The following is a 14,268-nucleotide window of genomic DNA, read 5'->3' as shown; positions in this document are numbered from 1 at the left end:
ATGTAAGAAAAAGGAGCGGCCCTGATACAGATGTATTGGGACCAATCCTTCCTCCATTTTCCTATCTGCTTTCTTATTCAACATCTGCATGCTTAAGCTCTAAATAACCTACTGGATGACGAAGTATTCCTGTAACACCATCTTTGATTACTTCCACCTGATTATAATAACGAATCGGGAATAAAGGCATTTCTTCTGCTAGCAATGCTTCTGCCTCATACATCAAGTCCCAACGTTTACCTTCGTCCTTTTCCGCTTTGGCGTCTTTAATCAATTGATCATATGCTTCGTTGGACCAACCTGTACGGTTCATTGACGAATCGGTGATAAAGCTTTCTAAGAAATTAATTGGGTCCGCATAGTCAAACAAGAAAGAACTACGTGATAATTGATGCTTTAATTCCTTTTGTTCTTCCTGGAACACGTTCCACTCTTTATTTTCCAATGTAACATCTACATCAAGTGCATCGCTAAACATATTTTGCAGGGATTCGGCGATCGCTTTATTTGTATCGTCTGTACTGTATGACAAGGTAACTGGTGGAAGCTCATCATAACCTTCTTCTTCCATCCCTTCTGCCAGCAACTTTTTCGCTTCATCAGGTTCAAATGTAACAAGATCACCATTTGCATCACGGAAATCACCGTCGTCCGGACTGGTGAAACCAGGTGAAACAAATCCAAAGGCAGGTTCTACCCCATTTTTAACTACATATTGAGCAATTTCTTCACGGTTAGCAGCTAGTGCAAATGCCTTTCTTATTTTTTTGTTGGTGAATGGTTCCTCATTTACATTGAAACGATAGAACTCTAATCCACCTTGTTCCTCCATTGCAACATCGTCTCCATCGATTAATTCGTCGGAAAGATCTGCCGGGATATCTGAAGCATCCAGTTCATCACTTTGGTACATTTGGTATTCTGTATTTTCATTATCCACCATTGCCCAGTGAACTTTATCTAATTTCACTGTGTCTGCATCCCAGTATTCCTCGTTTTTCACCATCATCATTTCATCATCATGTTTCCATGTTTCTAAAGCGAATGGACCATTAGATACAAATGAGTCTGCTTCTGTATGCCAATCGGGATTATCCTCCGCAACTGCTTTATTTACCGGGAAAAATGCCGGGTTTGTTAAAACGTGCAGGAAGTAACCTGTTGGGTTTTCTAATTGCACTTCAAACGTCTTATCATCTACCGCTGTTAAACCAAGATCATCGGCAGATCCTTCCCCACTGTTGAAATCTTCGCCGCCTTCAATAAAATAGCCTAGAAATGCAGCAGCAGAGCCTGTTTCTGGATCCAACAACCTTTCCCAAGCATAAACAAAGTCATCGGAAGTAACCGGATCTCCATTCGACCAATTCGCATTCTCCCTTAGATGGAAGGTATATGTTTTTCCATCTTCAGAGACATCCCAATCTTCTGCTATGGCAGCTTCTGGCGTATGATCTTCACCTAGACGTGTTAATCCTTCCATTAAGTTATTTAAGGAATTCCATGATTGGGCATCAAAACCGATTGCTGGATCGAAGGATGTTGGCTCTTTACTATTGTTTAAATAAAGTACCTTTTCACCGCTGTCCTCCTCCGCTGCCTCTGCGCCATCATCACTGCCGGAATCATCTTTTTCTTTACCAGCATCTTCGTTCGCAGTACATGCCGCGAGTACCATCATTGTTAATAAGGACATTAAAATTACGAGCCACTTCTTCATCTTGTTTCCCCCTTGTGATTTATTTTTCAGCTGTTGTTGCAGCTGTTGTTGCTAATAAACGTTTCGCTCGATCATCCTGTAGCCAGCAATCCACTTGATGTGTTTCGCTTAGCGTAGTACCCGTGGGATAAACTTTATCACACACCTCCATTGCAAACGGACAGCGCGCCGTAAACGGACAACCTGCCGGAGGTGAGAATAAATCTGGTGGTGTCCCGTCGATTGGGGTTAATTTTTCCCCCTGTAAATCAAGTCGTGGAACGGAATTCAATAAACCTTTTGTATAAGGATGTTCCGGCTGATAAAAAACTTCCCGTTTGGTCCCAACTTCGATAATTTTTCCGGCATACATTACAACAATTCGGTCAGCAATTTTTGCAACTACCCCCAAGTCATGTGTAATCAAAATAATCGATACACCAGTCACTTCCTGAATCTTTTCAAAAAGTTCCAAAATCTGTGCTTGGATTGTTACATCCAGCGCAGTTGTCGGTTCATCTGCAATCAGCAATTCAGGTTCACAAATTAAAGCCATAGCAATAACGATCCTTTGCCTCATTCCACCACTAAACTGGTGTGGATATTGTTTCAATCGTTCCTTAGGACTTGGTATCCCAACTAAATCCATCATCTCTATAGCCTTGACCTCCGCAGCATCACTGGATATTTTACGATGCTGTTGCAGACCCTCCTTCAGCTGGGTTCCAATTGTAAGCGTTGGGTTTAGTGCTGTCATCGGATCCTGAAATATCATGGAAATATCCACACCCCGTAGCCCACGCATCTTCTTTTCCGACAGCTTCGTGAGATCTTTTCCACGAAAGATGATTTCTCCTTTGGAAATTTTCCCTGGTGGGTCTGGAATTAGGCGCATAATCGCATTGGAAGTGACACTTTTGCCGCAGCCAGATTCACCAACAATTGCCAGTGTTTCTCCCTTATTCAAATGGAAGTTCACGCCACGTACCGCTTTGACGGTTCCCCCGTAAGTGGAGAAGGTTACGTGAAGATCCTTTACTTCTAATATTTTTTCCATGGTGGTCACCTACTTTCTTAACTTCGGATCGAGTGCATCCTGCAAACCGTCACCTAAAACGTTAAATGCAAACATCGTAAACGAAATGAAAAATGCCGGGAAAAATAATGTCCACCAATTTCCTGATAAAATAGCTCCAAGTGAGTCGTTGGCCATCACACCCCAACTGGCATGTGGTGCCTGGATCCCTAACCCCAGAAAGCTCAGAAATGCTTCGGCAAAAATAGCTGACGGTACGGTTAACGTTAGCTGTACAATGATCGGCCCCATTGTATTTGGCAATAGGTTTTTTCGGATAATCCGTGGTGTCTTCGTGCCAAACGACTTCGAGGCAAGGACAAATTCATAGTTCTTAATCTGCAACACCTGTCCTCTGACAATCCTTGCCATGCCAACCCAACCAGTTACCGTTAAAGCAACAATAATCGTCGTTAAACTCGGTCCCATCACAACAAGTAATAATATAACGACAAGTAAATATGGCAGGCCATATAAGATTTCAATAATACGCATGAGAATGCTATCTGTGCGTCCACCCTTGTAGCCGGAAATACCGCCATACACTATACCGATCGTAAAGTCGATGAGTGCAGCCATTAAACCGACAAACAAGGAAATTCGCGCCCCATACCATGTACGCGTAAATACATCTCGTCCATGGGAGTCTGTACCGAACCAGTGGTCACTGGATGGAGGCTGATACTGATTTGGCAAATCCTGTATTTTCACGGAATAGGGAGATAGTATCGGTCCAAAGATCGCCATGAACCCGAGCAATATGAGAAAAATTAATCCCAGCATGGCTAATTTATTTTTGATGAGCCGCTTCCATGCATCCTGCCAATATGACATCGATGGTCTGGCAACGGATTCGGCTTCTTCTTTATCCTTCTTCTTCCAATTAAACCAATCATCAGGCACTTGATCAGTAGATTGGGAAGCCTCTGTCCCGATTCTTATTTTCATATTACTCGCCTCCCTTTTTGTTTATTTTTATACGAGGATCGAGTATGCCATAAGCAATGTCTACAAGAAATAGCATAAATATCAGGAATGTACTGTAGAAAACAGTCGTACCCATAATAACCGGGTAGTCCCGCTGGTTAATACTTTCCACAAAATATTTCCCCATTCCCGGGATGGCAAATATTTTTTCAATTACAAACGTACCCGTTAAAATACTGGCTAAGAGCGTACCCATAATGGTTATAACAGGCATCAGCGCGTTTCTTAGTGCATGCTTCACAACAATCTTCCAGGGAGAAAGTCCTTTGGCGCGCGCCATTTTTATGTAGTCTTGGGTCAGCACCTCCAGCATGGTGGACCTTGTCAATCGGGCAATGATTGCCATCGGGCCGGTTGCCAATGCGATTACCGGAAGAACCATATGTGCAGGACTTGACCATGTTGCTGGCGGGAAAATTTGCCAATTTACTGCTAATTCCTGAATGAGTAATGTCGCTAAAACAAAGTTAGGAATGGAAATACCTAGCACTGCAAAACTCATTGCCGCATAATCAAGGATTCCATTATGCTTTAAGGCAGCGAGAATCCCTAAGATGATCCCAGAAATAACCGCTACAATAATTGTGACAAGTCCTAGTTCCAATGAAACTGGGAAGCCCCTTCCAAGTAAGTCATTTACTGTCTGGCCCGGCTGTTTGATCGATGGGCCAAAGTCAAAGGTAGCGATAGACTTTAAATATAATAGATACTGAATATGATAGGGTTTATCAAGATTATAATGTGCCTCCAAGTTGGCCTGCACATTTTCATTTGTTCCCCGTTCACTATTAAATGGGGAACCTGGAATACTTATCATCAAGACAAAGGTGAGCGTAACAATAATCCAAATGGTTACAATCATAATGAGTAATCGTTTTAAAATATAACGCAGCATCTGATCCACTCCTAGGAGAAGGTTGTATCCATAGCTAGCTCCGTCATTACCAGCATCGCCTGATACGCTTCTAAAATGTCTTTCGCCTGGTAGCTGACAATCGTTGTTCCGGGTTCAATCTCTGTTCCTGGCATTAAATTGGCCCATTCTGCTTGGCCATGATTATTGAATTCTATCTTCAGTTTGGGTTGTTCAGGTGGAATAAGTGGCTTTACATGATGGCGATTTGCGACCGCCTGTTTTACCTTTTCTGTTATCAATTCACCCGCTTTTTTGGGTGTCAGTGATTTAACAGCAGAGCGTGAAATGGTTTCTTTGACAGCAGCTGTTGTGATATTGGGAATCAGTTCCTCTGCCTCTTTTGCAGCCTGATCATCACCAGCAACGAAGAGTACTGGAACACCGAAGTAGCCCGCAACATATGCATTAAAACCCATTTCTCCGATAACATGGTCATTGATATAGAAGTTTCTAACGGCATGGACCATTGCATGGGACATGACGCCGAATTGTCCGGCACGCGCATGATAACCGACAAACATTGCGCCTGCATATGTTTTGTCCAGACCTTGCATCATTGACAGCGGTTTCACTTCTCCGGTAATTAATTGTGCTTCCGGATGCAGTTGATCTATTAATATATTATTCATTTTTGAATGACTATCATTGATTAAAATATCCTCACAGCCGGACGCGAATGCTGCTTCAATGACATGGTTCGTTTCGTCTGTCATGATTTTCCGTGCTCTTTCATAATTATGCTTGTCAGCGTCAACATATGACTGATCTGGCAGGCCTGTAATTCCTTCCATATCGACTGAGACGTATAACTTCATGCTATTCCCCCTTCGTTTATTTCATATTAGTAATTTTCTTTCAATTCTATCACAGATTATTTAAAATTAAAAGACGAAATATATAATAAAAAGGTGTAGAAGCAAATTGCCTCTACACCTTTTTCCATTTTAAGATGTTAACCAACCGTTCTATACAGTAAGTTAATCAACATTAATAAAAAGTTTTCCATCCGCTTCTTGACGGGTTTCGTTCTTGAAGTCATCGACTGCTTTCACTTCAATTACCGCGCCGTCTGCTTTTACATTATTTGTTGCTGTCCAATACCCTTCATAATGTCCTTCAGACGTCTCCATCATTGGAAGCTCTGTTGCATTGGCAACAGTAGCCTTCGCATTTGTAAGTGGTAAATGGATTAAAAACGTTGGTTTCAATCCAGGCTCACTATCAAACTCAACTTTCACACTCTCACCAGCTTCAATGGTTACATCTTCCGTTGGTGTGAGGTTTTCAATTTCAGGACCATCATATTTCACCTGAAGGCTTACACTTTCTTTTGCACTATTTCCAGCCTCATCTACTGCAACAACTTCGATTTCATTCTCTCCATTATCTAGTAGAATCCGTTTAGAATAGTTGCCATCTTCCACTTTAGCCTTCTGTCCATTTACTTCAACGGCATCCAGATGTTCATCTGCAACCGTTCCTTCAACTGTCACTGTTTCGCTATTTGATTTGTCTCCATCTTTCGGATTATCAATCGTTAGTTCTGGTGCTTCTGTATCTAATGTTACGGTTACCGGATCGGAAGTTCCTACCGTATCCCCATCCATTTGAGAGACGGCTGTGATCGCGTTTTCCCCTTCTGTTAATTCAACAGGTAAAGAAAACTTACCATCATCGTCGACTTCTTGTGAAGCCGCCTCTTCACCGTTATTTTCTAGCTGAATTGTTGTTGTGGGAGAAGCAGTCCCTTCCACCGTAACTTCCGATTCATTCGTTAAATTGCCGTCTTCTGGTGAAGTGATTTCTGGTGTCTCAATTTCATAATCGACACGTGCACGGATCATATAGTTTCCTTCATCTGCTGGAGACGCTTCCCAGTCACCAGATACAAACTGATAACTTCTTTCTGCATTCGGACTGTCTTCATCCGTTGCCAATGCAGGCGCTTCGGTGTTTGCATTCGTTTGAATATAAACCATGTAAAAGTCGCCATCCACTTGAATGCTTTCTTTACTTAAATCTACTTCGGTCCAATCCCCTTCATCACGGATTGCTTCTGCATCGATTGGCCCTGCAAGTTTTTCACCTGGTAAACCGTCCTTACCGGATGCATCCCAGACTTCCACGGCAAATTCTGTACCACCTGGCTCAGGGAATTCCTCACCCCAGAATTTAAATACACCGTCTGTTACAACACCTGTATCTTTTCCTTCAGGCAAGGACATTTTTACTGCCCAGCCATTGCCTGCATCATAGAATGCACGTGCATTTTCTGCGGTGCCATCATCATAGCCAATTTCGCCACCTGGATAGGTGTAAAGTGGTTCTAATTCCACATTAACTTCCACATCGCCATCTGCTAAGTTAACTGCTACTTCTTTTCCATGGTAACCACTCGCCAATACTTTTAAGGTATATTCACCTTCATAACCCTCTACGGAGAAATTACCATCTGCATCCGATTCTACTGGAGAAATATTAGCATCTTCTACAAGCATAACGGTTGCATCTTCAATTGGTTCTCCAGTCGCTTCATCCGTAATTGTCCCATTAACCGTATTTTGCGCGATTTGCTCTAAACTAAAATCTACTTCTGATGTTTCGTCTTTCGCAATTGCTGTTGATTGTTCACTTGAATGGAAACCATAAGCTTCCGCTTGCAGGGTGAAATCCCCCGCCGCATGAAGAAGTGAATAGGTTCCATCGTCTGGATCTGTATTTACTGCACGTCCACTTTCAAGTACACTCACTTTTGCTGCCAGTCCGCTTGTATCATCCGCTTTTGCGGAAGTCTTATCACTTTTTGCATGGAGACTGGTTTTATCTTTATCCTTTGATGCGTCTTTATCTTCGCCTGCTCTAGTAACTTGTCCTTCGATCGTTCCAAGCCCATCCTGCATCGAAGAAACCGCATCATATGCATTAACGAGACCGGAACCATATCCATTATTCGGCGCTTCTGGATACTCATCATCGGTTCTTTCAGTTGCGGTATTCATTAAAATTTCTTCCATATCATCTACACTTATATTTCCATCTACCTGTCTTAATAGTAATGCTACGCCTGACACAGCAGGTCCTGCCATTGAGGTACCACTCATCCCACCATATTCACTACCTGGCATGGCGGAACGTATATCGACACCAGGTGCAGCAATATCCGGTTTAATTTCATCGTATGGTGAAGGACCACGTAATGAAAAGTCAGCAATCATATCATCACTGTCTGTTGCACCAGTTGCAAATGATTCCGGATAATTGGATGGTGATGCAACGGAACCAGGTCCACCTGGATTGAATAAATCTGTATTTCCTGCCGAGAATTCAGGGAAAATGCCAGCTGTTCTCCAGGCTTTGACCATGTCCCGATACCATTCATCAAGACCAGGCCCACCACCCCAAGAGTTATTGACAACATCTGGCGCCATATCTACACGCTCGTTTCCATCTGCATCTGTTGGTGCTAGCACCCATTCACCTGCTGCTAATAGATCCGCATCTGTACCGCCACTTTCAGTAAAAGCTTTTACTGCAATAAACTTTGCTCCTGGAGCCACACCGATTTGGTTGGATCCATCTGGTTCACCACCAACCATCGTTCCGATCGTATGTGTACCATGACCAACATCATCATATGGTTCATCTTCACCACCAGTCGCATCGTACCAGTTAAAGTCATGATCAACTTCTTCTGTTTCTGCATCATAACCGCGGTATTTTTCCTTTAGTGCAGGATGATCCCACTGGGCACCCGTATCAATACTGGCCACGACAGTTCCAGAACCATCAATACCTGTATCCCAAACGGCCGGAGCACCAATACGATCAATACTCCATTCTACTTCATCATCTGCATCCTGCACCTTGGCAGATTTTGTATTTTCTTCGACTGGTTTGATTAACTCTCTCTTTTCATTCGGTAAAATCTTCTCTACTTCACTGAATGAAGCTACTTTTTGTGCCACTTCTTTTGTAGCAGTTACAGCCATACCATTTACAATATGATAGGAAGTCACGTCTTCAACATTTCCGTTATCCACTTCCCCATCAAGGTATTGTTGCACATTTTGCTGCGAGCTGATTGCAGTTGATTTTAATTCGGATACCACTGCAGAGCGCTGCGCTAATTCCGCTTTATATGCGGTTATTTTAGACTTTTTAGCTGATGATAAGGCTTTTTTTGCAACCTTTTCAACATCTGCTTGTTCTTCAAATTTAATTAGAAAGGTGACCTTATCATCGTCTTTAAATTCATCCAGTAAACGATCACTTACTTTTGCTTTGGCATTTGTCTGATTATCATTTAATGACTGATGTAACTTCCCGCTGGATTCTGCATTGGCAGCAACTGGTGTAATTAGCGAAAATATCAACAGGAATGATGCCAGTATACTGAACATACTTATTTGACGCTGTCTTTTCCTCTTCAAAGTGAATCCTCCCTCCAAATTTTAAACCCGGTTCGTAAGCAAACGATCTAGTAGATAAATAGATTGCAGTCTCTTAGCCTCCTTTTTTAAAATTATGTTAAGTCATCACTTAACGCCTTCGTTTGTCAAAACTTAGTTGTATCTAAAACCTTAACAAATAAAAACAAAGAATCCTGTCATAATTTGTCGAATAATTTCATAGATCATTAAATTGATAGATTCGAATCAGTTTTTCTCGCTTTTGTTCATAGGATCAAAGTCCCGATAAATTGGACAGCACTTTTCAAAGGTTGGTATAAAAGGGAGGATCTCGTTCATTTATCTTCCGAATAATTTTAAATAATAAGCAATTTATCAAAGATGATCATTTCGACCTGTTTTAAATAAGTTTTATTTTTGCTTTTTTTCCAAATCAATGAAAATAGAAACGAAGAAGGTGATTTTTCCATAAAAAAACAGACAGTACCCTATTTGGTACCATCTGTTTGTATTAGGTTGTTTAATTATTCAGCTGCCATGCTTTCGCTTTGATAATCTTTTTGTACATCTGGGTTGACAGTATCCTCATTATCGTCAATACGCTCAATCTCTGCACCTAGTGAAGCTAATTTACCCACTAAATCTACATAGCCTCTGTCAAGATGCTTTAATTCTGTTACACGTGTTAAACCATCAGCACCCAATCCAGCTAGAATAAGTGCAGCAGCTGCACGTAAATCTGTTGCAGCTACTTCTGCTCCTTGTAGTGTGGATGGTCCTTCAATAATGACACTGCGTCCTTCGATTTTCATTTTTGCGTTCATGCGGCGGAATTCCTCCACATGCATAAATCGGTTTTCAAATACAGTTTCCGTAATTACACTTGTACCTTCCGCACTCAACATCAATGCCATCATCTGGGATTGCATATCTGTTGGAAAGCCGGGATGTGGCAATGTTTTAATATCGGTTGCCTTTAATTCTTTCGGGCCGATAATGCGAATACCGTTTCCTTCTTCTTTAACAACTACGTCCATTTCTTCCAATTTAGAAATAACAGATCGTAAATGTTCACTCACTGCATTTTCAATAAGCACATTTCCACCGGTAATTGCCGCTGCAACCATAAAAGTACCTGCTTCAACACGGTCTGGAATAATCGAATGCTCCGCGCCATGTAATGTTTCAACACCATGAATGCGGATTGTTTCAGTTCCCGCACCAACAACTTTGGCACCCATTTTATTTAAATAATTGGCTAAGTCAACAATTTCAGGCTCTTTTGCACTGTTTTCGATGATTGTTTTCCCATCGGCCAAAGCTGCAGCCATCATAATATTTTCTGTTGCGCCAACACTCGGCATATCCAGATAAACCTTAGCACCCTTAAGACGTCCTGCTACACTTACCTCGATAAAACCATTACCGACGTGTACATCTGCGCCCATCGCTTCGAATCCTTTTAAATGTAAATCAATTGGGCGTGATCCAATTGCACATCCACCAGGCATCGCAACTTTCGCATGACCATACCGGGCCAATAATGGTCCCAGCACAAGAACAGATGCACGCATTTTACGTACATATTCAAATGGTGCTTCCGTCATTAACTTTTTGGAAGCATCTACCTCAATGGTGTTTGTGTGATTGTTAAACTTTACGTCAGCATTCATATTTTTTAAAACTTCATTGATTGTATAAACATCAGCTAGAACCGGGACATCTGTAATTGTACTCTTTCCTTCACTTGCGCTAAGACTTGCGGCGATAACAGGTAGAACTGCATTCTTAGCACCTTCAACTTTAACTGTGCCGTTTAACTTGTGTCCACCTCTTACGATGATTTTTTCCATGATTCATAATCTCCTTCAGATCCATTTTCACTATATTAATATTCATTGATTAGGATAGGTGTGCCTATCGTGTATTTCGGATGTTCATCTGCATTCTCTGTAACAGCTACTTGTACGTTCATTTGGGTCCCGTTTATGGAAAAGCTATGTACCCATACAGGGTTATACCCGTAAAATATTTTTTTATGCGTTGAATTTTTGATTGTGTCTAATTGTGTATGTTGTTGTTGAATATTAAAGTAATTTGCAAAACCTTCTAAAAAACCGTCACTATCTATTATAGCATCACCTTGTGTTGTCAGACAAGTATATGCCTTAACAGAATCTGTGAACAATTGGTGACCGAGTATTTCTTTTTCAGTTTGATAGATTGCTTCAATTGATTTGTTCCATGAGTTTCCTTTGATAACGGCGATTAATTCCGGTGGATACGCCTCATCATTCGGGAGAATCACTTCATAAGATACGGTGATACCACCCTTTTTATGCATGTCCTCAGCTAAATATTTTTTCACATCATTATCCACTGTCACAGTAAATTCATTATCTTTACTTATGGTTGCTATCATACCCTCTATATCTTCTTTACTGATCGTTTCTTTCCACGTAACTTCCCATTCTTCAACCTGCATATTTGCTTCGGTAACAAAGGTTGCAATGTCATGCAGTTCATCTGATTCTATATCTTGTGCCATTGTATTTGTTGTTAAGCATAAAAATAATAATGCTACTAGTATGATTTTCTTCATAAAAATCCCCTGCCTTCATCTATAATAGCTATAGTATGAACAGGGGAATCTATTTACATACGGTACAATTTGCGACAAAATAATAGATTATCAGTCTATGTGGAAAGGCCTGCCAATTAGCACGTGCGCTTTAGAAAAGATACAGCAGATCCCTAGACCATTGAACGAGTTCAATGACAAATCTGCTTACACCTGTCCCGATGACAATTGTAATAAACACAAGTAATATTTTTGCCTCTGTCACGTGTCCTTTTCTAATAACAGCATCAAAATTAATCGACAGGATTACTCGCCAGGTTATATAGATAAAAAGCAGATGTGATATGATACTAAATAATGCTGTTTGTCCGATTGAGAGCATAAGAACCACCTTAAATTAATTTGCTATATGTAACTTTGCCATGTTTGTTTCTAAAAGTCAACGGTTTTTGTATGGCGTGATTTATTTTTAGATGTGGATTAAATAATGTAACAATTTCCGGCTCATTTCCCGGGAAATATCGACATAATCTGTAGGGAAATATGAAGGATGAGCTGACGAAACATTTTTCAATGGGGCGGGGGCTTGCTTTACTGCAAATAAAAATCTCTTACAACAGCAAGTTATAAGAGATCTTCATTTAATTTGAAACATCTAAGCGATTCATTGCTCGTTTGAGTGCTAATTCAGCCCTTTGGTAGTCAACATGATCCTGTTGCATCTGAAGGCGGCGTTCCGCACGTTCTTTAGCTTCTTCGGCGCGCTGTACGTTGATGTCTGAAGGTGTTTCCGCAGATTGAGCAAGTATTGTTACTTTATCTGGTCTGACCTCTAGAAATCCACCGTTGACAGCAACATGTTCCACACCATCACCACGTTTCAAACGAACTGCACTGATTGTCAGTGGAGCTACCAGTGGAATGTGTCCTGGCAGGATGCCAAGTTCACCGTTTTCGGCTTTACAGCTAACCATCTCAAAGTCATCTTCCAAAACCGGACCATCAGGAGTAACAACACTCACAGTTAGTGTTTTCAATGTAACCCCTCCTCAGACTTGCGAAGGAAGACAGGAATGATAATTAAATTCATCATTCCGATCGATCCAACCTTCTGCATCTGTCTATTATTCCATACCTTTTGCTTTTTCAACTACTTCTTCTATGCGTCCTACTAAACGGAATGCGTCCTCAGGTAGGTCATCATATTTTCCGGATAAGATTTCTTTAAATCCTTTAATTGTTTCACTTACAGGTACATAAGAACCTTTTTGACCTGTAAACTGTTCAGCAACATGGAAGTTTTGGGATAAGAAAAATTGTACACGGCGTGCGCGGGATACAACTAATTTGTCTTCATCACCAAGCTCATCCATACCAAGGATCGCAATGATATCCTGTAATTCTTTGTAGCGTTGTAATGTTCGTTGAACTTCTGCTGCTACTTCATAGTGCTCTTCCCCTACTACTTCAGGGTCCAATGCACGTGATGTTGATGCCAGTGGATCTACCGCTGGATAGATACCTTGTTCAGATAAGCTACGGTCCAAGTTGGTTGTTGCATCAAGGTGAGCGAACGTTGTAGCTGGTGCTGGGTCTGTATAGTCATCCGCAGGCACGTAAATCGCTTGGATTGACGTTACAGATCCTTTATCTGTTGATGTGATACGCTCTTGCAATTGGCCCATTTCTGTTGCAAGTGTTGGCTGATAACCAACTGCAGAAGGCATACGGCCAAGTAATGCAGAGATTTCCATACCAGCTTGTGTGAAACGGAAAATATTATCGATAAAGAACAAAACGTCTTGTCCTTGTTCATCACGGAAATATTCGGCCATTGTCAGACCTGTTAATGCTACACGCATACGTGCTCCAGGCGGTTCGTTCATTTGTCCGAATACCATCGCTGTTTTTTCAATAACACCTGAGTCTTTCATTTCATAGTAAAGGTCATTACCTTCACGTGTACGCTCACCAACACCGGCGAATACAGAAATACCGCCGTGCTCTTGAGCAATATTGTTAATTAATTCTTGAATCAATACCGTTTTACCAACACCGGCTCCGCCAAATAAACCGATTTTACCACCTTTAATATATGGTGCTAATAGGTCGACAACTTTGATACCTGTTTCCAAAATTTCTGTATCGGTCGTCAAATCTTGAAAATCTGGTGATTTGCGGTGAATAGGGTCTAAACGTGTATCGGCTGCCAATGGTTCATCAAGGTCAATTTTATCACCTAGTACATTAAATACTCGACCTAATGTAACATCTCCAACTGGTACAGATATTGGTTTTCCCTGATTCTGTACCAATGCCCCACGTTTTACACCATCTGTAGAGTCCATAGCGATAGCTCTTACAGTATTATCACCTAAATGAAGTGCTACTTCCAATGTAAGTGTCGCTGCTTCACGTTCTTCTGTCGCTTCAATTTGGACTGTTAATGCATGATAAATAGCTGGGAGCTGTCCGTCGTCGAATTTCACGTCAACAACAGGTCCCATAACTTGTGTAATGTGTCCAGTGCTCATCGGTTTCCCTCCTTACTAACTTTCGAAAATCCAGCGCTTCGCTTTATGTTACTTAGCAAAAGCGCCA

Annotated in this window: 11 protein-coding genes; all 11 read right to left on the bottom strand. The window is 41.4% G+C overall.

All coding sequences use genetic code 11. From position 1 onward, the window contains the following. Nucleotides 1-73: 73 nt before the first annotated feature. Complete coding sequence (locus JOC34_RS17720) at nt 74-1,720, bottom strand: peptide ABC transporter substrate-binding protein (RefSeq protein ID WP_205138117.1); 1,647 nt, start codon at nt 1,718-1,720, stop codon at nt 74-76. Nucleotides 1,721-1,739: 19 nt separating this feature from the next. Further along, entirely contained in the window at nt 1,740-2,756 is a 1,017-nt protein-coding gene (locus tag JOC34_RS17715) for an ABC transporter ATP-binding protein (protein ID WP_205138116.1), read from the bottom strand. A 9-nt stretch (nt 2,757-2,765) separates the two neighbouring features. Beyond that, nucleotides 2,766-3,722, bottom strand: coding sequence for an ABC transporter permease (locus JOC34_RS17710; protein WP_205138115.1), 957 nt, complete (start codon nt 3,720-3,722; stop codon nt 2,766-2,768). 1 nt (nt 3,723) lies between these two features. Then, nucleotides 3,724-4,656 carry an ABC transporter permease gene (locus tag JOC34_RS17705; RefSeq protein ID WP_205138114.1) on the bottom strand — a complete coding sequence of 311 codons (933 nt, stop codon included), beginning with the start codon at nt 4,654-4,656 and terminating at the stop codon, nt 3,724-3,726. Nucleotides 4,657-4,667: 11 nt separating this feature from the next. Then, a complete protein-coding gene (locus tag JOC34_RS17700; RefSeq protein ID WP_205138113.1) occupies nt 4,668-5,492 on the bottom strand; it encodes a M55 family metallopeptidase in 825 nt (274 codons plus the stop codon). A gap of 162 nt (nt 5,493-5,654) precedes the next feature. Beyond that, nucleotides 5,655-9,077: a S8 family serine peptidase gene (locus JOC34_RS17695; RefSeq protein WP_205138153.1), complete on the bottom strand. Its 3,423-nt coding sequence runs from the start codon at nt 9,075-9,077 to the stop codon at nt 5,655-5,657. A 533-nt stretch (nt 9,078-9,610) separates the two neighbouring features. Beyond that, nucleotides 9,611-10,939, bottom strand: a complete 1,329-nt coding sequence (gene murA / locus JOC34_RS17690) for a UDP-N-acetylglucosamine 1-carboxyvinyltransferase (RefSeq protein WP_205138112.1) — start codon at nt 10,937-10,939, stop codon at nt 9,611-9,613. Nucleotides 10,940-10,974: 35 nt separating this feature from the next. Further along, nucleotides 10,975-11,688: a YwmB family TATA-box binding protein gene (locus JOC34_RS17685; protein WP_205138111.1), complete on the bottom strand. Its 714-nt coding sequence runs from the start codon at nt 11,686-11,688 to the stop codon at nt 10,975-10,977. Between the two features lie 130 nt (nt 11,689-11,818). Then, nucleotides 11,819-12,049 (bottom strand): DUF1146 family protein, encoded by a 231-nt coding sequence (locus JOC34_RS17680; protein ID WP_205138110.1) that lies wholly within the window; start codon nt 12,047-12,049, stop codon nt 11,819-11,821. A 259-nt stretch (nt 12,050-12,308) separates the two neighbouring features. After that, entirely contained in the window at nt 12,309-12,704 is a 396-nt protein-coding gene (locus JOC34_RS17675) for a F0F1 ATP synthase subunit epsilon (protein WP_205138109.1), read from the bottom strand. An 87-nt stretch (nt 12,705-12,791) separates the two neighbouring features. Further along, on the bottom strand, nt 12,792-14,201 hold the full coding sequence (atpD, locus tag JOC34_RS17670; RefSeq protein ID WP_205138108.1) for a F0F1 ATP synthase subunit beta: 1,410 nt from the start codon (nt 14,199-14,201) through the stop codon (nt 12,792-12,794). Between the last annotated feature and the right edge of the window lie 67 nt (nt 14,202-14,268).

It is taken from the genome of Virgibacillus halotolerans (genome assembly GCF_016908515.1).
Classification (GTDB): domain Bacteria; phylum Bacillota; class Bacilli; order Bacillales; family Amphibacillaceae; genus Virgibacillus_M; species Virgibacillus_M halotolerans.
This window is presented reverse-complemented; position numbering and strand designations above follow the sequence as displayed.

Excerpts from the sequence above, each read along its gene's own strand:
- JOC34_RS17715 (WP_205138116.1), bottom strand. The coding sequence starts at position 2,756 with ATGGAAAAAATATTAGAAGTAAAGGATCTTCACGTAACCTTCTCCACT.
- JOC34_RS17710 (WP_205138115.1), bottom strand. The coding sequence starts at position 3,722 with ATGAAAATAAGAATCGGGACAGAGGCTTCCCAATCTACTGATCAAGTG.
- murA (WP_205138112.1), bottom strand. The coding sequence starts at position 10,939 with ATGGAAAAAATCATCGTAAGAGGTGGACACAAGTTAAACGGCACAGTT.
- JOC34_RS17720 (WP_205138117.1), bottom strand. The coding sequence starts at position 1,720 with ATGAAGAAGTGGCTCGTAATTTTAATGTCCTTATTAACAATGATGGTA.
- JOC34_RS17705 (WP_205138114.1), bottom strand. The coding sequence starts at position 4,656 with ATGCTGCGTTATATTTTAAAACGATTACTCATTATGATTGTAACCATT.
- atpD (WP_205138108.1), bottom strand. The coding sequence starts at position 14,201 with ATGAGCACTGGACACATTACACAAGTTATGGGACCTGTTGTTGACGTG.
- JOC34_RS17680 (WP_205138110.1), bottom strand. The coding sequence starts at position 12,049 with ATGCTCTCAATCGGACAAACAGCATTATTTAGTATCATATCACATCTG.
- JOC34_RS17685 (WP_205138111.1), bottom strand. The coding sequence starts at position 11,688 with ATGAAGAAAATCATACTAGTAGCATTATTATTTTTATGCTTAACAACA.
- JOC34_RS17695 (WP_205138153.1), bottom strand. The coding sequence starts at position 9,077 with ATGTTCAGTATACTGGCATCATTCCTGTTGATATTTTCGCTAATTACA.
- JOC34_RS17700 (WP_205138113.1), bottom strand. The coding sequence starts at position 5,492 with ATGAAGTTATACGTCTCAGTCGATATGGAAGGAATTACAGGCCTGCCA.